This is a genomic window from Heyndrickxia acidicola (genome assembly GCF_001636425.1).
In the GTDB taxonomy this organism is placed as follows: domain Bacteria; phylum Bacillota; class Bacilli; order Bacillales; family Bacillaceae_C; genus Bacillus_AE; species Bacillus_AE acidicola.
Window position 1 is genome coordinate 2,746,488 of sequence record NZ_KV440953.1, and the last position, 24,953, is coordinate 2,771,440.

Sequence of the window (24,953 nt, forward strand, 5' to 3'; positions counted from 1 at the left end):
TTTTTCTCTCATCCAAGGCAGTATTCAATCTGTTCATCCGTTCGCCTTTAAATCCAGCAGCTCGGTAATGGCACCTGTTCTAAAGGCCAATCTTATAAATAACGTGCAGTCAGCATTTTTTTCCTTGTATAAAATTCAAAACCATCTGCCCCATTTACATGTAAATCGCCATAAAATGAATCCTTATAGCCCGAAAATGGAAAGAATGCCATTGGTGCTGGTACGCCAACATTTACGCCCAGCATTCCTGCATGTATTGTTTCGCGAAACTGTCTTACTGCGGCTGCACTGTCAGTGTACAAACAAGCACCATTCGCTAATTTTGATGCATTGGCCAAATCGATTGCTTCTGTTAAATCCTTTACTCTTACGACGGAAAGTACAGGTGCAAAGATTTCATCCTGCCAGATTTTCATTTCCTGAGTGACATGGTCAAAAATAGTCGGACCGACAAAATAGCCTTCTCCATTAACTGCGTCATCCTTACGTCCATCACGAACAAGCACAGCGCCCTGATCGACACCAGACTCAATATAATCGATTGTCCTTTTTTTATGTCCTTCACGAATAACCGGTCCTAAGAAAACACCTTCATCAAGGCCATTGCCGATTTTGATTTCATCTGCCAATTCTGCCAATTTATTAATCAATTCATCTGCAATCTCTTCTTCTACAGCAACAACTGCAGCGGCCATGCAGCGTTCGCCTGCTGAGCCAAAAGCTGCATTCGTAATTTCTCTTGCTGCTAGATTAAGGTTTGCGTCCTTTAATACAATGGAGTGATTTTTGGCACCTGAAAGAGCTTGAACACGCTTCAGGTTCGCAGTTCCTTTTTTGTAGACATATTCTGCGACTGGCTGTGAACCGACAAAGGAAATAGCTTTGATGTCTTTGTGCTCAAGCATACTGTTTACGACATCATGCGCCCCGTTGACAATATTTACAACTCCCTTTGGAAGACCTGCTTCTTCGATTAATTCAACCAGTCGCGCTGCAAGAAGAGGTGTACGCTCGGATGGCTTTAATACAAATGTATTTCCGCAGGCAATGGCAATGGGGAACATCCAGCATGGAACCATCATCGGAAAGTTGAAGGGGGTAATGCCTGCCACCACCCCAAGCGGGTAGCGATACATGCCGGATTCAAGACTGGTAGCAATATCAGGGAGATTTTTACCCATCATGAAGGAAGGTGCTCCCGCTGCGAATTCTACACATTCAATCCCGCGCTGTACCTCTCCCATCGCCTCTGAAAGACTTTTTCCATTTTCAATCGTGACCAGTTTGGCAAGTTTCTCCCAATTATCAACTAGTAGCTGCTGATACTTAAATAAAATACGGGCTCGTTTTGGAACGGCTGTCTGTGACCAGGTCTTAAATACTTCATTTGCTGCATAAACTGCACGATCAACATCTGCCTTTGTAGAAAGAGGAATTTCTGCGATTACTTCCCCAGTGGCTGGATTGACAACCCTTTCTTTCTGATCAGAAGTGGAGTCGACCCACTCGCCTCCAATATAATTTTTTAGATATTTTACATTTTCAGTGAAAGTTGTCATTTGCAATCTCCTTTTATCAACTTAATATATTAAATTAAAGAAATAAGATTCTAACATTTTTATTATTCTTTATATAGCTATAGTTTGATTATTTACTATTTGTTTAATATTGGTATAGGCCAATTTATGAGCTTCAGCAACAGCCTTGAACGTTACTTTCCCATCTATCAAATTAATCCCTTTAGCTAAAGCTGTATTTTCAAGTGATGCTTTACAAACCCCTTTGTTGGCAATTTCCAATCCATATGGAACGGTAACATTTGTTAGCGCAATGGTAGATGTACGCGGAACAGCGCCTGGAATATTAGCCACCGCGTAATGTATCACACCATATTTTTTATAGGTTGGATCGCTATGTGTTGTAACCCGATCAATTGTTTCGATTGACCCACCTTGGTCAATCGCCACATCCACTACTACCGATCCTTCTTGCATCGACTTAACCATTTCTTCTGTTACAATTCTTGGTGCCTGTGCTCCAGGAATCAATACGGCACCTACCAATAAGTCTGCCTTTCTTACTGCCTCGGCAATATTGTAAGGATTGGATATCAATGTATTTAAACGTCCTTGAAATTGATCATCTAATTTTCTTAAGCGTGAAGCACTTATATCAAGTATCGTTACATTTGCTCCTAAACCAACGGCCATTTTTGCAGCATTGGTCCCTACTACGCCTCCTCCAACAATGACGACCTCTGCTGAAGCCACACCAGGTACTCCGCTTAAAAGAATACCTTTTCCACCATAAGGCTTTTCTAAGAATTGGGCTCCGATTTGGACCGACTTCCTGCCCGCAACTTCACTCATCGGTGTTAATAAAGGAAGGTAACCATTATCCAATTGAATTGTTTCGTAAGCAATAGCTGTTACTTTCCTTTCGAGTAATGCTTTTGTAAGATCATATTCAGGAGCAAGGTGAAGATACGTAAATAGTATCAATCCCTCATGAAAATAATCATATTCCTGCGGAAGCGGTTCTTTCACTTTCATAACCATATCTGCAGTCCATGCTTCCTTTGCTGAGAATACTATTTTCGCTCCAGAAGCAATATATTCCTCGTCGGTGAAGCCACTTCCAAGACCTGCGTCTGATTCTACCAAAATCTCATGATTATTTGCCTTAAAAGCTGATACCCCGGCTGGTGTAATACCTACTCGGTTTTCATTGTTTTTAATTTCTTTAGGCACACCGATAATCATTTATTGAACCTCCCCTCCGTTTTTTTGTTAATATTGACAATATATAAAATTTTGTTAATAATTCCATTAGACACTATGTAAAAATGTAAAAGTGAGTTCTTTGCAAAGTTACCTTCTATCCTTCCAACACACCACTTCTGTTTACAGGCTATTATGTACATTTAATAAACTATTATTAAAGGTTTAATCCTAAGGGAAATAGGTGTTTTGAATGAAATATTTACAAGAAATTGAAATATTATTATGGGGATTTGAAAGGACGGGGCTATGGAGACAAACGATATCTTAACTATTGAAAGCGCTTTAAAAAATACTCTTTTTAAAGACGCTCAGGTCATTGCAGGAAATGGCGGTTTACAGCGCAATGTACGCTGGGTCCATATACTTGAAGTATTGGATATTGAAGCATTAGTCCATGGTAATGAAATGATTCTGTCAACCGGAATTGGCTTCACAGAAAACGTCACAAGTTTTGTATCTTATCTAAATAAATTGATTGAGCATAATGTATCATGTCTTTGTTTAGAGATGGGACAATATCTAAAATTTATTCCTAAAGAGGTTATTGAAATTGCGAATACTAATAATTTTCCTTTAATTATTTTCACAAAAGCCGTTCGTTTTGTAGATATTACACAGGAACTTCATACACTTATCATTAATCACCATTACAGTATGCTAAAAAATCTTGAAAGAATATCGCGAGAGTTCTATCGTTTGACACTTGAATCTCAAGGGACTCGCAATGTTTTAGAATTGCTCCACTCTAGCACGAAATACCCGATCATTTATCTTCCTTTTCAAGAAACTCCGAAATTTATACCGTCCTTACCCTTACATAAACAAAATGAACTGCTCCTATTTTTAAATACACGTTTACCAGCCTTGGATTCAAACGAAGATGAATCTGTGTATAGCTGGAAATTTAACGATGACACCCTTTTAATTCGGCCTGTGGGAGCAATGGGGCAAACTTGGGCATACCTATGCCTGGTGAAAAACCAGGAGCCAACTGAATATGATTTCCTATTACTAGACTCTGCTTCCCTATCGATAGCCCAAGATTTATTAAAAACAAGGTACATCGAAGAAAGACAACTTCATACAGAGAATCTATGGGTAAATGATCTTTTAAATAACCGGCTGAAAGATGAATTACTTATAAAAACGCAGTTAGGTCAACACTACAAATCGTTTAATGAATTGGAGTTTTGCGTTTGCATTATCGAATTACAATTTCTCGGGAATAAAAAAGAGGAAATGATCGATAGCTTCAGCCAATCCACAGGGCTTCATCTTTCAATGATTGTTAGGTCTATTTTTAAGCAGCATTCATTCCAGCCATTTATTACTTTACAAAATACTTGTTTAGTTATTCTCGCTATTAATATGTTACCTGCAAAACAAACAAGAGACACTCTACATATGAAACACCGGTTTAATCATATATTAAAAGAAATTGAAAATACCATAAACAGAAAAAAAACGAATAAGTTTGAGTTTTGTATAGGAGTTGGCAGTTCATATACTGGTCTGAAAAATGTTCATATTAGCTATGAAGAAGCTACAAAATCTTTATTCTTAAAACCTTTTTATAAGTCTTCTATTATTTTGTATGAAGAGTTAGGTGTTTTTCAGCTTTTATTAAATCTTCAAAAGGAAAGTATGCTTGAATCCTATATTGCGAATCACATCGGCCCTTTAATTGAAGAAGATCGGAAGAAAAAAAGTGATTTACTGAGAACCTTGCAGGCGTTTGTGGAAAGCAACGGCTCAAAAAAGCTGGCAGCAGAACAACTTCATATTGTAAGGCAATCACTATATTATCGTCTTGATAAGATTAAGGAGCTTTTAGGAGAGGATTTCATGTCTTCTCAAAACCGTTTAGCTTTGCAATTAGCGATACAGGCATACCAATTTTTAAATACTAGTAAGCTTTAAATGCTTCAATCAACTTTGGGTTCAGTTCAACTTTGGGCTTTTACTCTTAATTGCGCAGTGTTCTGTTTTTCCTGCTGGTTGATTTACGCTGCAGGCACTCGCTTTCTGCTCCACTCAACTTAGGGAAAACCCACATAAAAACTTAATCAATTAAAAATACACGGATTTTCTTAATGTATATAAGCCTACTTGTTTTTTTTCACAATTTGTCTAATGATTCATCTTCAAGCACAAAATTATAATTTATTTAACAGAAATTTCAGTTATATGGTGCTGACAAAATTAAAGAAAGGATTTGCCATGAATCACAAATGGCTTACTCCAGTTAGTCTGGGCATTATATAAAATTACACAATTGATGAAATGATTTGAAGTGATTTCAAATGTTGGTTTCTTTCCTCGGCAATGTAATTAATTGTATAGACATTTCTACCTGACAATCAAGGAGGTCAAAGTGATGATTTCTTGCAATAAGGATAGGTTACGTGAAACATTAGAAACATTTAGTAGATTTGGAGCTACTAAGAATCGGGGTGTCACGAGACTTTCTCTTTCAAAAGAGGATATAGCAGCCCGAAATTACTTCTGTGATTGTTGCCAAGAATTGGGTATGGATGTTTATTATGATGATATGGGCAATATTTACTCTGTATTGCCAGGTAAAAGGGATGTTCCTCCCATCGTTATGGGCTCACATCTGGATTCTGTTGAGAAGGGCGGCAGGTTTGATGGTGTCCTTGGTGTGTTATGCGCGCTTGAAGTCGTTAGAATATTCCATGATTATAAGATTGAACCTGAAATTCCGTTGATGATTGTGAATTTTACGAATGAGGAAGGCGCAAGATTTGATCCAGCCATGATGAGTTCTGGAGTATTAACAAATAAATTTGATAAAAATAAGATGCTTCAATCGAGAGACAAAGACGGTGTTACCTTTGAATCAGCCCTTAAAGAAAGCGGATATGAAGGCAGAATAGAAAATCGCTTAAAGGAAGCATCTGCCTATTTAGAACTTCATATTGAACAAGGCCCCGTATTAGAAAGCAAACAAATTGATATCGGTGTGGTAGAGGGTGTCTTAGGGATGGTTTGTTATGAGATTACGATTATGGGAGAGTCAAATCATGCAGGAACCACACCTATGTCGATGAGAAAAGATCCTCTTTTTCTTGCAGCTTCTGTTATTTCAAATCTTCGTAAAAGCCTTGGAGAAATTGATGAAGATCTGGTATACACAATGGGAAGGGTGATTGTATCGCCTAATATTCACACCGTTATACCAAACAAGGTTGTATTTACACTGGAAGCAAGACATCAAAGTTCAGAAATAGTTAAACAGGTTGAAGACATCATCCGTTCTCTTCCAAAAGAATCAGAAGGATGTACAATTCAATCCGAAAAGCTCTGGGGAAGGGATACCGTCGTTTTTAATTCCACTATTTGTGATCAGGTGAAATCATCATGTGAGAAGCATCATTATTCCTATCAACGAATGTACAGCGGGGCCGGTCATGATGCACAATTTATCGCCAGCATCATTCCATCAGCCATGATTTTTGTCCCAAGTGTGAATGGGAAAAGTCACTGTGAAGAAGAAGAAACAAGCTACGAGGATTGTGTAAAGGGTGCGAATGTGTTGTTAGGAACTGTTTTGGCTCTTCAAGAAAAATAGCCAATTAAGGAGGAGTTTATGTGAAAGTCCAAATGGACAACAAGGGTATTGTCACATTAACAGACGACACAAGCCAAAAGCTAGAATCTGGTTCGATGTGGAATGAAGATTTACGGCCAACGACAAAGCGGGAGCATTCCTGGACAACTTGGAGCTTTGCCGCATTATGGATAGGTATGTGCTTATGTATTCCATCTTATACCATGTCAAGTGCGATGATTTCGGTTGGCATGAACTGGTGGCAGGCCCTCTTAACCATTTTTTTGGGGAATTGTATTATATTAATTCCGATTTTATTAAACTCTCATGCTGGTACAAAATTCGGGATTCCATATCCCGTTTTTGCAAGATTATGGTTTGGTTCAAAAGGGGCACACATCCCTACAGTGACTCGGGCAATTGTGTCAGCCGCTTGGTTTGGAATCAATACTTGGATTGGAACGACCGCCATTGATACTTTACTGGGAGTTGCCATCCACTCTTGGAGCCGGATTCCCTATCATACAGCAATCGTTTTTGTTGTGTTTTTGCTTCTAAATATTATGGTTGGTTTTAAAGGCCCCCAGGCTATTAAATGGCTGATGATTATCTCTGCTCCAGTCGTTGGGATTTCGTCCATTTTCCTTCTTATTTGGGCCATTAAAAGCGCCCATGGTTTAGGACCGCTTTTAACCACGCCTGGTAAATTTAATACACCCGGTTCATTTTTCAAGGTGTTTTTCCCATCTTTAACGAGTGTAATTGCCTTCTGGGCAACAATGGCATTAAGTATTCCAGATTTTGCACGCTATGCTAACTCACATAAAGCTTCTGTAATCGGTCAAGGTTTTGCTTTACCTTTAACCATGACCATTTTTTCCTTCATCGGTATTTTCGTTACATCAACCACGGCCATTATTTTTGGCCACACGATTTGGCAGCCAGTCGAGCTTTTGTCTAAATTCCCAACACCGGTCGTTTTTATTGGAGCCATTCTCGTTGTAATGGCTTGCTTATCTATTAATGTAGGAGCCAACCTGGTAGCTCCAGCAAGAGCGATAGAAAATATGTCTCCTAACCGCATTTCATTTGGTTTAGGTGTCATTATTACTGGTATTGTTGCAGTTTTCATGCAGCCTTGGTACTTGATGTCAAACTTCAGTACTCTTTTATACAGCTTTTTAGGAACATTAGGAGCTTTTCTTGGCCCTATTGATGGTATTGCCATCGCCGATTACTGGGTCATACGTAAACGAAGATTGCACTTAGGGGAACTCTACTCACCAGATGGCAGATACACTTATACATCAGGATTTAATTGGTCTAGTATTTACGCATTTGCATTAGGTGTTATCATTCCTGCCCTTGGACTCGTTATTCCTGCTCTATCGTTTCTATGGGAAAACGCACTGATCTTTGGTTTTGTGATTTCAGGTATTTGTTACGCCTTGTTAATGCGCAATGATAAAAGTTTGCTTACCAAAGAAGAATACGATGCAATCACCATCAACTCAGAGGATGATACAGTTTACGAAGTTATTAATAAATAGATCTCTGTTGATTTCCACTCCACTCGCTCGCTTTCCGCGGGAGGTGCTGGAGCTGGACAGAGACTACATTGGTCTCATCATTTTTTTAATAAACATTTCTTTACTTATCCAATGAAAAAGGAGAGATAACAAATGAAAAAAATTATTAAAGGCGGAACCATTGCAACAGCAACTGATCTTTTTAAAGCGGACATTCTGATTGAAGATGAAAAAATTACTCAAATTGGTTTAAACCTTTCAGCAAAAGATGCAGAAATCATTGATGCTTCAGGAAAATATGTTTTTCCAGGCGGTGTTGACCCTCATACGCATTTAGACATGCCTTTCAATAATACTGTAACGGATGATAACTGGGAGACTGGAACCATTGCAGCTGCTTTCGGTGGAACCACCACCATTTTAGATTTTTGTTTAACTGCAGGCGAGAAGAATTTAGCTGATGCCGTAAAGAAGTGGCATGAAAAAGCTGCAGATAAAGCGGTTATTGACTATGGTTTTCACCTTATGGTAAGTGAATTAGATGACGCCACCTTAAAGGAATTGCCTATCATTCTCGAAAAAGAAGGAATTACATCAATCAAAGTATTTTTAGCGTATGCCAAGGAATTTCAAGCAACGGACCGAACCCTCTTCCAAGCCTTTAAAGCTGGGAAACAAAACAATGCTGTCATAATGGTCCATTGTGAAAATGGTTCGGTAATCGATGAATTAGTAAACGAGGCAAAGGCCTCAGGGCATACAGACCCTATATATCACGCCTTAACAAGACCGCCTGAATTAGAAGGAGAAGCTACGAAACGCGCTATTGAACTGGCGCATATTGCCGATGCTAAACTCTACGTTGTTCATGTGACCTGTAAAGAAGCGGTGGATGAAATCATTAAAGCAAGAGAAAAGGGATATAAAGTATTCGGTGAAACCTGTCCCCCTTACTTAACACTCGACCAAACAGAACTGGAAAGACCAAATTTTGAGGGCGCCAAGTATGTTTGGTCTCCACCACTTCGACCTAAAGGACATCAAGAACATTTATGGAATGCTCTAAAAGCCAAACAGTTACAGACGATTGGCTCAGATCAATGCTCCTTTAACTTCAACGGAAAAAAACAACTTGGCAGAGATGATTTTTCTAAAATTCCAAATGGAGGACCTTTCATTGAAGACCGTTTTAGTGTTTTGTACTCTGAAGGTGTTCATAAAGGTAGGATTACCATCAATGAATTCGTAGAAAGTATTTCTACTAATGCAGCCAAAATATTTGGTTTGTTCCCTCAAAAAGGAACAATTGCCATTGGATCAGATGCAGATATTGTTATATTTGACCCAACTATTGAACGGGAAATTTCAGCAAAAACACATCACATGAACGTGGATTATAGTGCATTTGAAGGAATGAAGGTAACTGGTGAGCCTGTCAGTGTACTCTCCCGCGGAAAATTTGTGATTAAAGACAAAACATTCGTTGGCCAATTGGGAAGCGGTAAATACTTAAAGAGAACAAGCAGCCCTTTCACCGAAAAGAAGAGCAAAGCAGTAGCTTCAACTAAATGATGTCTGCAGCTTTATTCAATTAGTCTTAGCCGGAAACGAACATGCGCCCTTTACATTTGCCGCATATTCGTTTCTTTTTTGTTTGTTGTATAAAAAATGGTTCCTAGCTTCCCCTTTATGATGAGTACACTATATTATCTCCTAGAATAGCTTTTGTTCATTAAATATAAAAAACGGAATAAACTAAAATGGATTGTGTTAAATACTCTTCAAGAGCCATTTAGGGGGAATGCGTTTGTTAACTAAAACATTGGTCATTAAAAGTGAAGCTGGAGTCCATCCGCAATCAGCCACTGTCCTCGTTCAAACAAGCTCAAAATTCCAATCAGAAATATACCTTGCTTATAAAGAGAAAAAGGTTAATTTAAAATCCATTATGGGTGTTATGTCCTTAGGAATTCCACCTGGAGCAGAAATTAAGATTGAAGTAACGGGTGAAGATGAACAAGAAGCTCTTCAATCTGTTAGCGATACGATTGAAAAGTTAGTTTAGTATAATAAATTTCATCCATTATTACTCCTGTCAGAAACTATGACGGGGGTTATTTTTATATACAAAACAATACAATCACCCGCTTAATCAGCTAATGCATTTTGCCCCCTTCTTTCCCTTTTCGCAGGTTAACGCTATCTTTTTTATCATCCAGATAGAGAATAGTCATGATTTGTCTTTTTAATTAATATAGTATAACTAATATTTATAAATAATATCTGACTCTCTTTATATCAAAAAATACAACCGATTCTTTTCTCACGTGTCAGACATGGACAAGTTCTGAGGAGGGTTCTCTTTATGGGTTCTATACTTCATTCAAATACTATGCTGAATATTGCCGTTGTGTTTTTGTCTATACTCGGTATTCTTGTTAGTATTCTTAACTCAAGAATAAATAGGGAAATGAAACAGAACGATTATCATAAAAAGGTTAAGAGCATTGTGAATACGATTTATGAGGATAAAATAACAAAAGGTCCTCAATTAACGGGGCTGGAAACAGACTTCATCAATCAAGGAAATACTGAATCTGAAAAAACAAAATTAGAACTAGCCGTCCACCAATCCCTGATGTCTGTTCACCAAAAACAGGCTTTAATGCACTCCAGAGTCCAATTTTATATCGGTATCTTCATGTCTGTAATAGGATTTGTTTTCTTCATATACGTTGTCTTTATGTCAATAAACTCAAGTAATAACAATTTGGGGATGGGAATCCAGGTCACGGGAAGTTTAGTTTTTGAAGGGATCTCTCTTTTATTTCTAAAAGAATCGCATAGACTTAGAGAGAGCTCTAAAGAATATCATGATAATTTATATGAAAGCAATAAACATCAGGAAGCGATTAAAATTGTAGATTCTATAGAAGACCTAAACATACAATCTGCTGTTAAAGCACAGCTATCTTTACACTTAGTCGGTGTTAATTCAGATAATGTAGATATAACTAAAATTATCAAGTCACAAAAAGAATAACCGCTATGCAGCGGCTATTCTTCCGATTGGAAAGATCCCTTAAAATATTGAGCACGTTATAAAACAACTTATTCCCCTCATCTCTGAAACCAATCCGCTCCCTCATCCATATGGACAAACGGGATATCCGTATCTACATTGCCCATTATCCTTTTTTTCTGTACATCCTTCCCTCCCAGCCATTCGGCAAAATCAAATTCTAGAGGCTCTTGATTGCCGCCAAGAGAAATCCATGCCTTCATTTCATTTGGAAAATAGGCAGACGTATGGATAGTTCCTGCCCAGCTGCTGTAAAGCTTTGAAAAAATTCCTTTATCTGTATCATTAAGCAATTTGAATGCATCGCTTGCGCTTAAAGTATTGGCTTGCCGCTTCCTAATAATCTCCAGCCGCCGAATAGAATCGCCTAAATGGTTTCGGTTTTCGTGTGTCATATTTTCAAAATGATTCGTGCATGCCTGTGACCTTCGAACTTCAACACCACGTGGGGAAGTTTCAACTATAAAGGTCTCTCCGCTTTTATCAAAAACAACATAACTAAACGAATGCCTATGTGGAATCTCTTTTAGTAAATCCGCTGCTTCGTGAACACTGGCACATGCCTCCAGCACCAGTCTCCCAATCATGCAGCAAATGAATCCATCCCCGGGGTTCTTACGATGCATAAAATTATAGCCTATCGCCAGTCCTTTCTCATTCATTCCGTCCATCCTGCCTGTTACCCGCTGGCTCGGACCCAAAATGGCATAACCTTGATCAGTTGGCTGAAAAAAAACATATCTCCCTTCATATGTCTTTGGATGATAGTCATAATTACGGATTAAATAATTACTTCCTGTTACAATGGAACACCCTGAACGTACGTAATCCAATCGATAGCCGCCAAACTCCTGAAGCACCCTCTCCATAGGCCAATCAAGAGCTGCCTGCAATCCCAAAAGCTCTTCCCAAATACCTGGGGCAAACCTGGTTATGGCTTCCCTGATCTCATCTAATTGCACTTGAAACCTCGGTTTTCTGACAAGCCATTGGTTTTCACGATTGATTACGGTGACAGAGTCTTTTGCGATTTCCCCTTGCATCACTCCAAAATCATAATGCGTTCCACGAAATTGGATGATTTCACTATAAATCTCTCTCATGCTTCATCCCTCTCTTTTTGTCATTCTAAAATGGAATCATTGTGCAAAGCTTTATTGCCTATCTGCACTAAAATAATAGTAATCCATTCAAACCTGATTTGCGTGCGAAAAATGTTAAATTGACTGACACCATACAGATATACCTATTGTGCGAAAGTTTAAATCCATGTGAATTTCAGCTTGAGCCATAATTATCGATAGAATAACAAAATAATAGGGAATCTGCCACATGATCTGCTTAAAAAAGAGGTTTTTTTACGACTCCATTTTCCGCATGTTTAGGACTTAAAATGAACGTAATAAACTGTATAATCAACTAAAATAGAGAAGAGCCCTTCCTTTAACCTTCAGGAAGGGCTCTTATCAATTGCTGCAGATTACAAATCATTTTTTTGTTCTGATCTTCCATTATCGCTTCACAATCTAAGCTGGACTTTTTATTGTCTGGTATCATTGGCACGAATGAAACGCTTTTTATTTAACTCTTCGGGCTGCTCATTAGACTCAACTCCAGTAACTTCATCATCAAGCTTGCCAGCACCGAATGATGCATTTCCAACTCGAGGGTGGTCCTCTTTGTCAATTTCTCCTCTTGTAGTACGGAAATCAGCGTCCTCGCTGATCGTACCAGGTTCTCCAGCGGACGTGCTCGTATCATAATTATCATTTCCCGTATTCCTTGTATCTAATTTTATAGTTGTCCTCCTGCCTGCACTTTCATCGGTTTCAGCTGATGTACCAAGAGGAGCTGCTGTGTTTTCGGCAGATCCCAAGCTTATAGTGTCTCCTAACGTAGTGTCTTTCAAAGCTCTATTTGAAACAGGGTAATTAGAATCTGGCAGATTATCCTCTGTTCGTAACTCAGGGTCTCCCACTGGAGAATCCTCAGGACTTACTGGTGCAGCAGCATCTTCTACTGCTACAATAAACTTGCCTTCATTTAACTCTGTAGTATATGAATTCAATTCATCCTGTCGTATATCCAGGCTTTTCAATGGGTTTCCGTGTCCATATGAATCATTCATTGTAAAATAATCTTTTATTTTCTCCCATAAGGATTTATTGTGTTCATTATGACTTCCATTTGCATTTTCTACATCTGCTCCTGTGTGCTCTTCTAAATAGTCCGTATCACGGCGGCTCGTAATAACGGAAATATTATCCCTATCATAGCCTCTATAATTTAAGCCCTCGATTGCATTCATTGTTTCTTCTGGCGTTTCGTATACACCTACTACACTTTTGGTCACTTCGTCTTCCTCCTTCGGGTTATCTTAACAGTTTTTCTTTGCCATTTTTTTACCCTTTGGAGCCATCTCTAAACTGGATAATCGTATTACATTTATAATACATATTTACACTTTTAAATCACTAATTCTCATAATATATTGAAAAAAGTTATTTTAATAAAACGAATTGAATATTTATTCTATGCATTGTATAATTAATCATGTGTTTAATAGATTAATTTCATTTCAGAAAGGGAAACAACTATGCAGCCAATCGAAAAGAAAAAGCTCGGAGTTTTAGGGCTTTCGATTTTAAGTATAAATACTATTCTAGGACTTAAAAATATACCTTTTGCCTCAACAATAGGTCCGTCGGCGATCAGCTACTGGGTGATAGCGGGACTGCTCTACTTCATTCCAATCAGCTTAATGGTAGCAGAATTATCTACTGCCTACCCCGACCAGGGAGGCGTAAGTGCATGGGTAGAGCGAGCATTTGGCAAAAGGGCTAGCTTTTTGAGCAGCTGGTTTTACTGGGTTGCCAATTTCACTTATTATCCATCCTTATTATTAGGGGTAACAGTGAATGTTGCTTACGCTTTAAACAGCCCTCAACTAATTCACAATACATGGGTCACTACCACCATCGCTGTTGTCATTTTCTGGGTCATTACTCTGCTCACACTCCGCGGTACAAAAATGGCCGAAAAACTAGCAGCTGTTGGTGCACCTATTGGTGTCATCGTGCCTGTCATCCTGATTTTCGGATTTGGTTTAGCGAGTATTCTATCAGGACATCACTCTGCAACACAATTTACCGCTAAATCTATAATGCCGAACAATCTGTCTCTGGATTCTATCATGTTTTTATCTACCTTGATGTTTGCATTCTCAGGAATGGAAATGCTCGGGACCATCGCAGAAGATGTAAGAAATCCGCAAAAAACATTTCCCAAAGCCATCTGGATTGCGAGCATTATTATTGCGGCCGCGTATATTCTTGGAACCATAGCATTCCAGTTTGTCATTAAAATTAATACAGATCAAACTGCAACGGCACTGTACCTTTTTGCTGATCAAATCACAAAAGAGTTTCAGCTTCCATTCAAGTTATCGCAAATCCTGGGAATATGCTTTGTTATTTCCATTATCGGTGCCCTGTCCTTTTTAATTTTAAATCCGAGTGTTATGTTTCATGAAAGCGGAAAGACCATTTTGCCGAGCGCCCTTAATAAAACCAATAAAGCAGGCATGCCTTCTTCCCTGATTATATGGCAGGCTGTAGGTGTCACCATTATACTGCTATTGACTGGTTTCGTTCCGACTATATCAAGTGCCATCAATATGCTTATACTAATGGCTACACTCGCATTCTTTATTCCATATATCTTTCTAATCACAGCCTACATTAAGCTGAGGATGACAGACAAAACAACCTTTAGACCGTTTCATATAAAAAGCAATGCGATGGCGTATATCGTTGCAGGAGTTGGCTTGTTTTCAGTTATTGGCACGATTGCCCTAACTCTGATTCCTGCCCCGCATACAACGTTTTCCCAATATGCTCCTCTTGTTATCGGCCCTGTATTCTTTGCCATTTTAGGAGTTTGGTTTTACTTTGCCGGAACAAAAAACAAGAGCAAAGCAGTGTTAAAAAAAGCAAGCTAATATACGAAAAGAACAAGCGCCTTGCTCAGCAGTGTACGGATTTCAGAGTCTTCGACTTAGATAAAGAAAACACAGCGAGGTCATTTGATAGGCGCAGGAGCTAGACAGAGACTACATTGGTTAAATAATTTATTTAATAAAAAAAGCGGTTATTACTTGGTAATAGCCGCTTTTTTTATATTAGCTTTATTACATAACTATGTTGATAACTGCTCGTTTTTCAACTCACTTTTCAATAAAGAAAGGAACAGCGCTTTATATGAAGGGCTTTTTATTATCTATAAGACCCTGTTTTAAATGAATTTAGCTGTATGCTTTCCCTTTTAATTTTTGATCCAGCTTTTCAAAGGCACTGCTCAATAATTCTTTTGGAATAGCAGCATACTGGTCTCCGATGCTGAGTTCAAAAGAACAAATCCCCTTCTCGCTCTCATTTAGATAGCTCGTAATACCAATTCCCGTTTCGTCATATACTTCCAGCAATAGAGGCTCAAGCTTGTTTTTAGTCATGTGAATATGCACGTGGAACATATTTGAAACAGGCACTTCCGGAAGAGTAGATACATGTGAGCATTGATTAAAGAGTACAGCAAGCTCTTTCGCCTGTTGATAATATTCATCCATTTTATCCACTCTCTTATCAAAATAATAATCAGCACTGATAATGTAAGGGTAAAGACTAATTAAATCCCCTCCATGGCGCCTTTTCCATACCTTCGATTTCTCTGTAAATTCCTTGGTGCCTGCAAGAATGGCACCCGCGATTCCTCCAATTCCTTTGTAAAAAGAGACATATACGCTATCAAAAAGGCTGCATACTTCAGCTGCTGTTTTTTGATAATACGGCAAAATTTCAAATAGCCTGGCTCCGTCTAAGTGCAGCATTATCCCTTTATCCCGGCAATAAGCTGCTATCTTTTCTAATGTTTCATATTCAGGAAGCTGGCCGCCTATTTCCCTCTGCGGCAGCTCCAGCAATAGACAGGCAATTTCCTCTTCCATACCCATAACATCTTCCAATTCTATCAGCCTTGTTTGATCGGCTAACAACACTGGCTGGATATGATGCAATTCCTTTAATCCGTCTTCCTCATGGATCTCCAAGTGACATAAAGGATGATAGGCTACCTTGTTAAGCTGTTTCTCATCACACCAAATTCTTAAAGCGATTTGCTGTGCCATCGTTCCGCTTGGAAAAAATACAGATGACTCCATACCAAGATAATCTGCAATTTTTTCCTGGAATTTCTCAATTAGCATTCCCTTTCCGTATACGTCACTTTCTATGTCTCCAGCAACATTACTAAAGGCATCCTTTAGTGTTTGAATATTCCTCTTGCCATTTCCGCCTATTGGATACTTAGCCTGCTTAAACTTTTCCAGTAAGACATTTTGATTATTCATGCCATCTTCTCCTCTTCCTCACACATTTATAGGAACATATCTTTAGTATAAAGTAAAAATTCCAAATAGACATAAAAATATGGGACACTGCTTGAATGTAAGAGGCTCTATATATAGATATTTTAATATCTCAGTACAGCGGAGGAAAAATCCCCTTACCTTAGCCTATAAGAATTAGGGAAAGGAAGTGATTTATATGAAACAATTTCATGCCTGTACACGTAAATACAGCAATAACTGAGAGGGGAAAAGTATATAGTAAAGTTCTTTATTGCTATAGAGGTTGTAAGTATTATTATTTCTGGAATTTTTATTGGAGCTTGGATGAATGGGCAGCTGTAATGGGCTAATTTCCACTCTGAAACCAATAGCCATAGAAACTTCCGAACAAAAAAAACATTAATTTCTGTTTTAGTGGGAATCATTTCTTTAATTGCTGCCGGGCTAATATACTTTTTTGTAAAAACAAAAAAGGACCTAAAATTTGAAGTACAAAACTTGAAGTAAAAACAGCAAACTAAATAACATTTAAAAACACCGCTTTTCATTGAAAATGTGTTTTTAAATGTGATTAAATGGAACGTACTTCTTCAACTCACGGGCCCAATCATTTAAGGATATTTCTTCACAATCTTTGTCTTACATCTAAAAAAGGAGCAGCCATAGCCCCTTCCAAAATCAATGCCAATTCTTATCAATTATATTAAAACTCAAATTTCACAGGTCTTAAAAATAAATCCTTTAAAGTTTCTTTTGGATCATTATTGTTAAATATAATTTCATATACCGCATTACAAATTGGAAGCTGAATGTCATAGTGTGTGGATAATTCTTTCAATGCCGTTACTGTTGAAACACCTTCTGCCAGTTTTTCAAACCTCTCTCCTTGAATAAATCCTTGCCCAAATTTTCTATTGTGACTATCTGAGAATAGTGTTGCTTCAAAGTCTCCTAAATGACTTAATCCATATACAGTTACATCATTGCCACCCATTGCTCTGACTAAACGGGAAATCTCTCTTGTTCCCCTTGCCATAAGTGAACCTTTTAAACTGCTATTATTTAATCCATCTAACATTCCCGCGGCTATACCCATAACATTTTTAGCAGCAGCACCAATCTCATTTCCAATAAGGTCTTGTCCATAGTAAAACCTTATTAAATCACTATTCAACTCTTGCACAATTTTTTTAGTTACTTCAATATTTTCGGAACCGATAACCATGCAATTAGGTATATCATTTACAAAATCCTGTACGTGTCCTGGTCCTACCCATACTGCGATATTTGCGGTTTTTCCAATCTCTTCACCAAATACTTGGGAAAGTCTTTTCCCGCTGGAAGCTTCTAATCCTTTCATACATAAGATGAATGTTTTCCTTTGCATTTTGCTTAGTCTACTTAATTGTTTTGCAAATGAGCGCAATTCCTGAGCACTAATAGAAATGATAATCATTTCAGCATACGATATAGCCTTCTCTAACGACATACTTAGCTCAATATCTTTTGATAAAGTTAAGTAATCATTTTTTCTAGTTTCTTGTAATCCAATAAAATTCCTTGAGTTTTCACGTCCCCATAACATTACATTATGTCCAATCTTATTGGCATACCAAGCCAAAAAGGTTCCCCAACGCCCGCATCCTAAAACTGAAATATCCATTAATTCACCTCATCTTTTTGTTCCTACAGTTTCCATTCAAATTCACTTTGTTTCCCTTTGAAAAAGGATCCATTAATCGTTAATAATAGCTATGTTATATTCGACTTGCTTAATAAAATTTCCTCCCATTTAGTTACAAATCATATCTTTCTTATGCTACTAACATCACGTTTATTTAATAATAAAAAATGCTGCCAATTAGGCAGCATTGAGATTTTGTCCTTTAATAAAATCTTATAATCCAATGAGGTCCGTGTCTGGGGGGATATATACAAGTTGTCTGCCTATTTTTACAATTTGTCCTTTATGGTGAAATTCATGTGTGATGGTATGCGTAAAAAGCCATAATACGGTGAGTAAAAAACCTTTATTTCAATAAAAAAAGGGACATCTAATTCATTTGCAATTTGATGTCCCTTTTTCATGCATTTTATAAACTTGTACTTGAAAACAGAACCCCTAAATTAAATAAGTCATTTTTCGGCATAAAAAAAACACTTTAACAGTGTATGAGGTTTGAAAATATAAAAGTAAAAAGAAAGAAAAACGCGCCTTAGAGGATTCGAACCTCTGACCCACAGCTTAGAAGGCTGTTGCTCTATCCAGCTGAGCTAAAGGCGCATCATAATAATCAGTGGCTCCGCAGGTAGGACTCGAACCTACGACCGATCGGTTAACAGCCGATAGCTCTACCACTGAGCTACTGCGGAAGAATAAAAAATGGGCCTAAATGGACTCGAACCATCGACCTCACGCTTATCAGGCGTGCGCTCTAACCAGCTGAGCTATAGGCCCATAATGAAATTTTGGAGCGGGTGATGGGAATCGAACCCACGACAACAGCTTGGAAGGCTGTAGTTTTACCACTAAACTACACCCGCATCATAAGCACTGGAGGCAACACCCGGATTTGAACCGGGGATAAAGGTTTTGCAGACCTCTGCCTTACCACTTGGCTATGCTGCCTTAAAAATGGCTGGGCTAGCTGGATTCGAACCAACGAATGACGGAGTCAAAGTCCGTTGCCTTACCGCTTGGCTATAGCCCAATTTGAATGGGGCGGCTGATGGGAATCGAACCCACGAATGTCGGAACCACAATCCGATGCGTTAACCACTTCGCCACAGCCGCCATAATAGGAACTTTACAGGGGTAGTAGGAATCGAACCCACATCAAAGGTTTTGGAGACCTTCGTTTTACCATTAAACTATACCCCTAAATGGTGGAGGGGGACGGATTCGAACCGCCGAACCCGAAGGAGCGGATTTACAGTCCGCCGCGTTTAGCCACTTCGCTACCCCTCCAAGATTTAAAATCAAAGGGTATATATTCTATTTAATGGTGGCTCGGGACGGAATCGAACCGCCGACACAAGGATTTTCAGTCCTTTGCTCTACCGACTGAGCTACCGAGCCGTATTGATTTATAAATGGCGGTCCGGACGGGACTCGAACCCGCGACCTCCTGCGTGACAGGCAGGCATTCTAACCAGCTGAACTACCGGACCATGTATTGCGGGGGCAGGATTTGAACCTGCGACCTTCGGGTTATGAGCCCGACGAGCTACCAGACTGCTCCACCCCGCGACGATAATATAAACATTATGCATTTTTTAATATGGCGGAGGAAGAGGGATTCGAACCCCCGCGCGGTGTAACCCGCCTGTCGGTTTTCAAGACCGATCCCTTCAGCCAGACTTGGGTATTCCTCCATATTAATTGGTTTAAATCAGGACTAACCTGAATTTTATATGGTGGAGGATGACGGGTTCGAACCGCCGACCCCCTGCTTGTAAGGCAGGTGCTCTCCCAGCTGAGCTAATCCTCCATATAAATGGACCCTGTAGGACTCGAACCTACGACCGGACGGTTATGAGCCGTCTGCTCTAACCAACTGAGCTAAGGGTCCAGTATCGCTATTATTGAAAGGATGGACCTTTCTAATAAAAGAATCAATACACTTTATAGCGGCGGAGGGGATCGAACCCCCGACCTCACGGGTATGAACCGTACGCTCTAGCCAGCTGAGCTACACCGCCATATTTCATTATAAATGGAGCCTAGCGGGATCGAACCGCTGACCTCCTGCGTGCAAAGCAGGCGCTCTCCCAGCTGAGCTAAGGCCCCATATTAGTGGTCGGGAAGACAGGATTCGAACCTGCGACCCCATGGTCCCAAACCATGTGCTCTACCAAGCTGAGCTACTTCCCGTAAAATGGCGCGCCCGAGAGGAGTCGAACCCCTAACCTTTTGATCCGTAGTCAAACGCTCTATCCAATTGAGCTACGGGCGCTTAATGAAAAGTTATTTTGCTGCCGCAAAAAACTTTGGTGCCGAGGACCGGAATCGAACCGGTACGGTAGTCACCTACCGCAGGATTTTAAGTCCTGTGCGTCTGCCAGTTCCGCCACCCCGGCAAGGGTGTTTGGAGCGGAAGACGGGATTCGAACCCGCGACCCCCACCTTGGCAAGGTGGTGTTCTACCACTGAACTACTTCCGCAAAATTTCAAATAAATGCGGGTGAAGGGAGTCGAACCCCCACGCCTTGCGGCGCCAGATCCTAAGTCTGGTGCGTCTGCCAATTCCGCCACACCCGCATATTTAAATGGTGAGCCATGAAGGACTCGAACCTTCGACCCTCTGATTAAAAGTCAGATGCTCTACCGACTGAGCTAATGGCTCAAACAATGAATACCTTGATTTATAGTATACAGCCTAAACCTTGTGGCATCTACGACGTCACAATCTCAGGATGTCTTGCAAGATGCAGCTCGATTGGTACGCTGATGATAATTCAGTGAAGATTATTCATCGTGCTCTACCGACTGAGCTAATGGCTCGTACTAATTTCCATAAAAGTGGTGCCGGCCAGAGGACTTGAACCCCCAACCTACTGATTACAAGTCAGTTGCTCTACCAATTGAGCTAGGCCGGCTAATAATGGTGGAGGATGACGGGTTCGAACCGCCGACCCCCTGCTTGTAAGGCAGGTGCTCTCCCAGCTGAGCTAATCCTCCATATGGTGACCCGTACGGGATTCGAACCCGTGTTACCGCCGTGAAAGGGCGGTGTCTTAACCGCTTGACCAACGGGCCAACTTTTTAATGTTGACTGCATTATCTAAAATAATGACAGCCTGGCAATGTCCTACTCTCACAGGGGGACAGCCCCCAACTACCATCGGCGCTGAGAAGCTTAACTTCCGTGTTCGGGATGGGAACGGGTGTGACCTTCTCGCCATAATTACCAGACCGTATTTAATTAAGGATTGCTCCTTCAAAACTAGATATGAGAAACCAAGCATAACCTTGAATCGTTTTATTTATTGGTTAAGTCCTCGATCGATTAGTATCCGTCAGCTCCATGTGTCACCACACTTCCACCTCGAACCTATCAACCTGATCATCTTTCAGGGATCTTACTAGCTTGCGCTATGGGAAATCTCATCTTGAGGGGGGCTTCATGCTTAGATGCTTTCAGCACTTATCCCTTCCGCACATAGCTACCCAGCGATGCCTTTGGCAAGACAACTGGTACACCAGCGGTGCGTCCATCCCGGTCCTCTCGTACTAAGGACAGCTCCTCTCAAATTTCCTACGCCCACGACGGATAGGGACCGAACTGTCTCACGACGTTCTGAACCCAGCTCGCGTACCGCTTTAATGGGCGAACAGCCCAACCCTTGGGACCGACTACAGCCCCAGGATGCGATGAGCCGACATCGAGGTGCCAAACCTCCCCGTCGATGTGGACTCTTGGGGGAGATAAGCCTGTTATCCCCGGGGTAGCTTTTATCCGTTGAGCGATGGCCCTTCCATGCGGAACCACCGGATCACTAAGCCCGACTTTCGTCCCTGCTCGACTTGTAGGTCTCGCAGTCAAGCTCCCTTGTGCCTTTACACTCTGCGAATGATTTCCAACCATTCTGAGGGAACCTTTGGGCGCCTCCGTTACTCTTTAGGAGGCGACCGCCCCAGTCAAACTGCCTGCCTGACACTGTCTCCCACCCCGATCAGGGGTGCGGGTTAGAATTTCAATACAACCAGGGTAGTATCCCACCGACGCCTCCACCGAAGCTGGCGCTCCGGCTTCAAAGGCTCCTACCTATCCTGTACAAGTTGTACCAAAATTCAATATCAAGCTGCAGTAAAGCTCCACGGGGTCTTTCCGTCCTGTCGCGGGTAACCTGCATCTTCACAGGTACTATAATTTCACCGAGTCTCTCGTTGAGACAGTGCCCAGATCGTTACGCCTTTCGTGCGGGTCAGAACTTACCTGACAAGGAATTTCGCTACCTTAGGACCGTTATAGTTACGGCCGCCGTTTACTGGGGCTTCAGTTCAGAGCTTCGCTTGCGCTAACCCCTCTCCTTAACCTTCCAGCACCGGGCAGGCGTCAGCCCCTATACTTCGCCTTGCGGCTTCGCAGAGACCTGTGTTTTTGCTAAACAGTCGCCTGGGCCTATTCACTGCGGCTCTCTCGGGCTTGCACCCTACCAGAGCACCCCTTCTCCCGAAGTTACGGGGTCATTTTGCCGAGTTCCTTAACGAGAGTTCTCTCGCTCACCTTAGGATTCTCTCCTCGCCTACCTGTGTCGGTTTGCGGTACGGGCACCTTTTTCCTCGCTAGAGGCTTTTCTTGGCAGTGTGGAATCAGGAACTTCGGTACTATATTTCCCTCGCCATCACAGCTCCGCTTTAATGATAAGGATTTGCCTCATCATCAGCCTAACTGCTTGGACACGGCAATCCAGCGCCGTGCTTACCCTATCCTCCTGCGTCCCCCCATCACTCAAACGGAAAAGAGGTGGTACAGGAATATCAACCTGTTGTCCATCGCCTACGCCTTTCGGCCTCGGCTTAGGTCCCGACTAACCCTGAGCGGACGAGCCTTCCTCAGGAAACCTTAGGCATTCGGTGGAAGGGATTCTCACCCTTCTTTCGCTACTCATACCGGCATTCTCACTTCTAAGCGCTCCACCAGTCCTTACGGTCTAGCTTCAACGCCCTTAGAACGCTCTCCTACCACTGACACCTACGGTGTCAATCCACAGCTTCGGTGATACGTTTAGCCCCGGTACATTTTCGGCGCAGAGTCACTCGACCAGTGAGCTATTACGCACTCTTTAAATGGTGGCTGCTTCTAAGCCAACATCCTGGTTGTCTAAGCAACTCCACATCCTTTTCCACTTAACGTATACTTTGGGACCTTAGCTGGTGGTCTGGGCTGTTTCCCTTTTGACCATGGATCTTATCACTCACAGTCTGACTCCCAAGAATAAGTATTTGGCATTCGGAGTTTGTCTGAATTCGGTAACCCGATGAGGGCCCCTAGTCCAAACAGTGCTCTACCTCCAATACTCTTCTCTTGAGGCTAGCCCTAAAGCTATTTCGGAGAGAACCAGCTATCTCCAGGTTCGATTGGAATTTCTCCGCTACCCACACCTCATCCCCGCACTTTTCAACGTGCGTGGGTTCGGGCCTCCAGTAAGTGTTACCTTACCTTCACCCTGGACATGGGTAGATCACCTGGTTTCGGGTCTACGACCTCATACTCATTCGCCCTATTCAGACTCGCTTTCGCTGCGGCTCCGCCTTATCAGCTTAACCTTGCATGAAATCGTAACTCGCCGGTTCATTCTACAAAAGGCACGCCATTACCCTGCATAAATGCATAGGGCTTTGACTACTTGTAGGCACACGGTTTCAGGATCTCTTTCACTCCCCTTCCGGGGTGCTTTTCACCTTTCCCTCACGGTACTGGTTCACTATCGGTCACTAGGGAGTATTTAGCCTTGGGAGATGGTCCTCCCAGCTTCCGACGGGATTTCACGTGTCCCGCCGTACTCAGGATACACTCAAGAGGGAACGAAGTTTCAACTACAGGGTTGTTACCTTCTTTGACGGGCCTTTCCAGACCTCTTCATTTACCTCGTTCCTTTGTAACTCCGTATAGAGTGTCCTACAACCCCAAGAGGCAAGCCTCTTGGTTTGGGCTAATTCCGTTTCGCTCGCCGCTACTCAGGAAATCGCAATTGCTTTCTCTTCCTCCGGGTACTTAGATGTTTCAGTTCCCCGGGTCTGCCTTCAGTACCCTATGTATTCAGGTAAAGATACTACCCCATTACGGGCAGTGGGTTTCCCCATTCGGAAATCTCCGGATCAAAGCTTACTTACAGCTCCCCGAAGCATATCGGTGTTAGTACCGTCCTTCATCGGCTCCTAGTGCCAAGGCATCCACCGTGCGCCCTTACTAACTTAACCTATAAAAGGTTTTTACTACTAAAATGGAAAAAATCCATAAAGTGGCGATTCTCGGTTATTTGCTTGGTTTTTCTCATTATCTAGTTTTCAAGGAACAATACTCAAACGAATGATCAACTTCGAATCTCTTCGTCAGCTTCACTCACTCTCATCCTCACGTATTGTCATACGCTCCGGTGATCGCTCGTTCGCTTCCTAGACCTTCTCGCTGCTGATTCGTTTGATGGTTTTGAGAGATAGTTCCCTCAAAACTAAACAAAAACAGAAACGTCTTTTTATGAAGCGAAGCTTCATTTTCCTTAGAAAGGAGGTGATCCAGCCGCACCTTCCGATACGGCTACCTTGTTACGACTTCACCCCAATCATCTGTCCCACCTTCGGCGGCTGGCTCCAAAAGGTTACCTCACCGACTTCGGGTGTTACAAACTCTCGTGGTGTGACGGGCGGTGTGTACAAGGCCCGGGAACGTATTCACCGCGGCATGCTGATCCGCGATTACTAGCGATTCCGGCTTCATGTAGGCGAGTTGCAGCCTACAATCCGAACTGAGAATGGTTTTATGGGATTGGCTAAACCTCGCGGTCTTGCAGCCCTTTGTACCATCCATTGTAGCACGTGTGTAGCCCAGGTCATAAGGGGCATGATGATTTGACGTCA

At 41.3% G+C, this 24,953-nt stretch carries 13 protein-coding genes, 26 tRNA genes, 2 rRNA genes, 2 pseudogenes and 1 other annotated feature (1 of these 44 only partly in view); of the genes and pseudogenes, 8 read left to right on the top strand and 35 right to left on the bottom strand.

What is annotated here, in order from left to right:
- Positions 1 to 92 precede the first annotated feature (92 nt).
- Together A5N88_RS12815 and ald are read right to left on the bottom strand one after the other, a co-directional pair.
- Entirely contained in the window at positions 93 to 1,559 is a 1,467-nt protein-coding gene (locus tag A5N88_RS12815; protein WP_066266661.1) for a CoA-acylating methylmalonate-semialdehyde dehydrogenase, read from the bottom strand.
- Between the two features lie 69 nt (positions 1,560 to 1,628).
- Entirely contained in the window at positions 1,629 to 2,762 is a 1,134-nt protein-coding gene (gene ald / locus A5N88_RS12820) for an alanine dehydrogenase (RefSeq protein ID WP_066266662.1), read from the bottom strand.
- Between the two features lie 267 nt (positions 2,763 to 3,029).
- Between ald and A5N88_RS12825 the strand changes: the two genes are divergently transcribed.
- The 6 genes from A5N88_RS12825 to A5N88_RS12850 all read left to right on the top strand — a co-directional run bounded on the left by A5N88_RS12825 (position 3,030) and on the right by A5N88_RS12850 (position 10,926).
- Positions 3,030 to 4,703 carry a PucR family transcriptional regulator gene (locus tag A5N88_RS12825; RefSeq protein WP_066266664.1) on the top strand — a complete coding sequence of 558 codons (1,674 nt, stop codon included), beginning with the start codon at positions 3,030 to 3,032 and terminating at the stop codon, positions 4,701 to 4,703.
- 457 nt (positions 4,704 to 5,160) lie between these two features.
- The gene (locus A5N88_RS12830) at positions 5,161 to 6,375 is read left to right on the top strand and encodes a Zn-dependent hydrolase (protein WP_083953148.1); all 1,215 of its coding nucleotides are present in this window, start codon (positions 5,161 to 5,163) and stop codon (positions 6,373 to 6,375) included.
- Between the two features lie 20 nt (positions 6,376 to 6,395).
- Positions 6,396 to 7,904, top strand: a complete 1,509-nt coding sequence (locus A5N88_RS12835) for an NCS1 family nucleobase:cation symporter-1 (protein WP_066266665.1) — start codon at positions 6,396 to 6,398, stop codon at positions 7,902 to 7,904.
- 132 nt (positions 7,905 to 8,036) lie between these two features.
- Positions 8,037 to 9,455 (top strand): dihydropyrimidinase, encoded by a 1,419-nt coding sequence (gene hydA / locus A5N88_RS12840; protein WP_066266667.1) that lies wholly within the window; start codon positions 8,037 to 8,039, stop codon positions 9,453 to 9,455.
- Positions 9,456 to 9,690: 235 nt separating this feature from the next.
- On the top strand, positions 9,691 to 9,948 hold the full coding sequence (locus A5N88_RS12845) for a phosphocarrier protein HPr (RefSeq protein ID WP_066266669.1): 258 nt from the start codon (positions 9,691 to 9,693) through the stop codon (positions 9,946 to 9,948).
- A 300-nt stretch (positions 9,949 to 10,248) separates the two neighbouring features.
- Positions 10,249 to 10,926 (top strand): hypothetical protein, encoded by a 678-nt coding sequence (locus A5N88_RS12850; RefSeq protein ID WP_066266672.1) that lies wholly within the window; start codon positions 10,249 to 10,251, stop codon positions 10,924 to 10,926.
- Positions 10,927 to 11,003: 77 nt separating this feature from the next.
- Here the strand turns inward: A5N88_RS12850 and A5N88_RS12855 are convergent, their stop codons facing one another.
- Positions 11,004 to 12,068, bottom strand: coding sequence for a C45 family autoproteolytic acyltransferase/hydrolase (locus A5N88_RS12855; RefSeq protein WP_066266674.1), 1,065 nt, complete (start codon positions 12,066 to 12,068; stop codon positions 11,004 to 11,006).
- 437 nt (positions 12,069 to 12,505) lie between these two features.
- Positions 12,506 to 13,318 carry a YflT domain-containing protein gene (locus A5N88_RS12860; RefSeq protein WP_066266676.1) on the bottom strand — a complete coding sequence of 271 codons (813 nt, stop codon included), beginning with the start codon at positions 13,316 to 13,318 and terminating at the stop codon, positions 12,506 to 12,508.
- Positions 13,319 to 13,561: 243 nt separating this feature from the next.
- On the opposite strand from A5N88_RS12860, the gene A5N88_RS12865 reads away from it, so the two are divergent.
- A complete protein-coding gene (locus A5N88_RS12865; RefSeq protein WP_066266681.1) occupies positions 13,562 to 14,965 on the top strand; it encodes an APC family permease in 1,404 nt (467 codons plus the stop codon).
- Positions 14,966 to 15,268: 303 nt separating this feature from the next.
- On the opposite strand, the gene A5N88_RS12870 is transcribed toward A5N88_RS12865, so the two are convergent.
- The gene (locus A5N88_RS12870) at positions 15,269 to 16,369 is read right to left on the bottom strand and encodes a threonine aldolase family protein (protein WP_066266684.1); all 1,101 of its coding nucleotides are present in this window, start codon (positions 16,367 to 16,369) and stop codon (positions 15,269 to 15,271) included.
- A gap of 357 nt (positions 16,370 to 16,726) precedes the next feature.
- Between A5N88_RS12870 and A5N88_RS26400 the strand changes: the two are divergent.
- Positions 16,727 to 16,876 (top strand): annotated as a pseudogene (locus A5N88_RS26400) (LPXTG cell wall anchor domain-containing protein); the annotation flags it as partial.
- Positions 16,877 to 17,072: 196 nt separating this feature from the next.
- Here A5N88_RS26400 and A5N88_RS12875 read toward each other — a convergent pair.
- From A5N88_RS12875 to A5N88_RS13015, 30 genes and pseudogenes are all read right to left on the bottom strand, one after another.
- Entirely contained in the window at positions 17,073 to 18,032 is a 960-nt protein-coding gene (locus A5N88_RS12875; RefSeq protein WP_066266686.1) for an NAD(P)H-dependent glycerol-3-phosphate dehydrogenase, read from the bottom strand.
- A 234-nt stretch (positions 18,033 to 18,266) separates the two neighbouring features.
- Positions 18,267 to 18,386: pseudogene (locus A5N88_RS24400) on the bottom strand (DinB family protein); the annotation flags it as partial.
- A 193-nt stretch (positions 18,387 to 18,579) separates the two neighbouring features.
- Positions 18,580 to 18,653, bottom strand: a tRNA-Arg gene (locus A5N88_RS12880).
- 14 nt (positions 18,654 to 18,667) lie between these two features.
- A tRNA-Asn gene (locus A5N88_RS12885) sits at positions 18,668 to 18,742 on the bottom strand.
- 11 nt (positions 18,743 to 18,753) lie between these two features.
- Positions 18,754 to 18,827, bottom strand: a tRNA-Ile gene (locus A5N88_RS12890).
- Positions 18,828 to 18,839: 12 nt separating this feature from the next.
- Positions 18,840 to 18,913 (bottom strand) — tRNA-Gly (locus A5N88_RS12895).
- 11 nt (positions 18,914 to 18,924) lie between these two features.
- A tRNA-Cys gene (locus tag A5N88_RS12900) sits at positions 18,925 to 18,998 on the bottom strand.
- Between the two features lie 7 nt (positions 18,999 to 19,005).
- Positions 19,006 to 19,080, bottom strand: a tRNA-Gln gene (locus A5N88_RS12905).
- Positions 19,081 to 19,087: 7 nt separating this feature from the next.
- Positions 19,088 to 19,163, bottom strand: a tRNA-His gene (locus A5N88_RS12910).
- A 16-nt stretch (positions 19,164 to 19,179) separates the two neighbouring features.
- Positions 19,180 to 19,250 (bottom strand) — tRNA-Trp (locus A5N88_RS12915).
- Between the two features lie 3 nt (positions 19,251 to 19,253).
- A tRNA-Tyr gene (locus A5N88_RS12920) sits at positions 19,254 to 19,337 on the bottom strand.
- Between the two features lie 35 nt (positions 19,338 to 19,372).
- Positions 19,373 to 19,448, bottom strand: a tRNA-Phe gene (locus A5N88_RS12925).
- Positions 19,449 to 19,463: 15 nt separating this feature from the next.
- A tRNA-Asp gene (locus tag A5N88_RS12930) sits at positions 19,464 to 19,540 on the bottom strand.
- A 5-nt stretch (positions 19,541 to 19,545) separates the two neighbouring features.
- Positions 19,546 to 19,619: transfer RNA gene (locus A5N88_RS12935), tRNA-Met, on the bottom strand.
- Positions 19,620 to 19,651: 32 nt separating this feature from the next.
- A tRNA-Ser gene (locus A5N88_RS12940) sits at positions 19,652 to 19,744 on the bottom strand.
- Positions 19,745 to 19,784: 40 nt separating this feature from the next.
- A tRNA-Val gene (locus A5N88_RS12945) sits at positions 19,785 to 19,860 on the bottom strand.
- Positions 19,861 to 19,867: 7 nt separating this feature from the next.
- Positions 19,868 to 19,941, bottom strand: a tRNA-Ile gene (locus tag A5N88_RS12950).
- Between the two features lie 56 nt (positions 19,942 to 19,997).
- A tRNA-Met gene (locus A5N88_RS12955) sits at positions 19,998 to 20,071 on the bottom strand.
- Between the two features lie 15 nt (positions 20,072 to 20,086).
- Positions 20,087 to 20,159, bottom strand: a tRNA-Ala gene (locus A5N88_RS12960).
- 7 nt (positions 20,160 to 20,166) lie between these two features.
- Positions 20,167 to 20,243, bottom strand: a tRNA-Pro gene (locus tag A5N88_RS12965).
- Positions 20,244 to 20,248: 5 nt separating this feature from the next.
- Positions 20,249 to 20,325, bottom strand: a tRNA-Arg gene (locus A5N88_RS12970).
- A 35-nt stretch (positions 20,326 to 20,360) separates the two neighbouring features.
- A tRNA-Leu gene (locus A5N88_RS12975) sits at positions 20,361 to 20,449 on the bottom strand.
- Positions 20,450 to 20,458: 9 nt separating this feature from the next.
- Positions 20,459 to 20,533 (bottom strand) — tRNA-Gly (locus A5N88_RS12980).
- A 15-nt stretch (positions 20,534 to 20,548) separates the two neighbouring features.
- A tRNA-Leu gene (locus A5N88_RS12985) sits at positions 20,549 to 20,630 on the bottom strand.
- A 9-nt stretch (positions 20,631 to 20,639) separates the two neighbouring features.
- Positions 20,640 to 20,715: transfer RNA gene (locus tag A5N88_RS12990), tRNA-Lys, on the bottom strand.
- A gap of 177 nt (positions 20,716 to 20,892) precedes the next feature.
- Positions 20,893 to 20,968, bottom strand: a tRNA-Thr gene (locus A5N88_RS12995).
- 6 nt (positions 20,969 to 20,974) lie between these two features.
- Positions 20,975 to 21,050, bottom strand: a tRNA-Val gene (locus A5N88_RS13000).
- A gap of 3 nt (positions 21,051 to 21,053) precedes the next feature.
- Positions 21,054 to 21,128, bottom strand: a tRNA-Glu gene (locus A5N88_RS13005).
- Between the two features lie 39 nt (positions 21,129 to 21,167).
- A 5S ribosomal RNA gene (rrf, locus tag A5N88_RS13010) occupies positions 21,168 to 21,284 on the bottom strand.
- A 74-nt stretch (positions 21,285 to 21,358) separates the two neighbouring features.
- Positions 21,359 to 24,296: ribosomal RNA gene (locus tag A5N88_RS13015) — 23S ribosomal RNA — on the bottom strand.
- A 303-nt stretch (positions 24,297 to 24,599) separates the two neighbouring features.
- Positions 24,600 to 24,953: a sequence feature (mutual gap in cmsearch alignment for this rRNA model is longer than 100), on the bottom strand; it runs 853 nt beyond the window's last position.

What these genes read in the sequence shown, in the direction of transcription:
- A5N88_RS12825 (WP_066266664.1), top strand. Translation starts at nt 3,030, where the DNA reads ATGGAGACAAACGATATCTTAACTATTGAAAGCGCTTTAAAAAATACT.
- A5N88_RS12865 (WP_066266681.1), top strand. Translation starts at nt 13,562, where the DNA reads ATGCAGCCAATCGAAAAGAAAAAGCTCGGAGTTTTAGGGCTTTCGATT.
- A5N88_RS12830 (WP_083953148.1), top strand. Translation starts at nt 5,161, where the DNA reads ATGATTTCTTGCAATAAGGATAGGTTACGTGAAACATTAGAAACATTT.
- hydA (WP_066266667.1), top strand. Translation starts at nt 8,037, where the DNA reads ATGAAAAAAATTATTAAAGGCGGAACCATTGCAACAGCAACTGATCTT.
- A5N88_RS12875 (WP_066266686.1), bottom strand. Translation starts at nt 18,032, where the DNA reads ATGGATATTTCAGTTTTAGGATGCGGGCGTTGGGGAACCTTTTTGGCT.
- A5N88_RS12855 (WP_066266674.1), bottom strand. Translation starts at nt 12,068, where the DNA reads ATGAGAGAGATTTATAGTGAAATCATCCAATTTCGTGGAACGCATTAT.
- ald (WP_066266662.1), bottom strand. Translation starts at nt 2,762, where the DNA reads ATGATTATCGGTGTGCCTAAAGAAATTAAAAACAATGAAAACCGAGTA.
- A5N88_RS12815 (WP_066266661.1), bottom strand. Translation starts at nt 1,559, where the DNA reads ATGACAACTTTCACTGAAAATGTAAAATATCTAAAAAATTATATTGGA.
- A5N88_RS12870 (WP_066266684.1), bottom strand. Translation starts at nt 16,369, where the DNA reads ATGAATAATCAAAATGTCTTACTGGAAAAGTTTAAGCAGGCTAAGTAT.
- A5N88_RS12850 (WP_066266672.1), top strand. Translation starts at nt 10,249, where the DNA reads ATGGGTTCTATACTTCATTCAAATACTATGCTGAATATTGCCGTTGTG.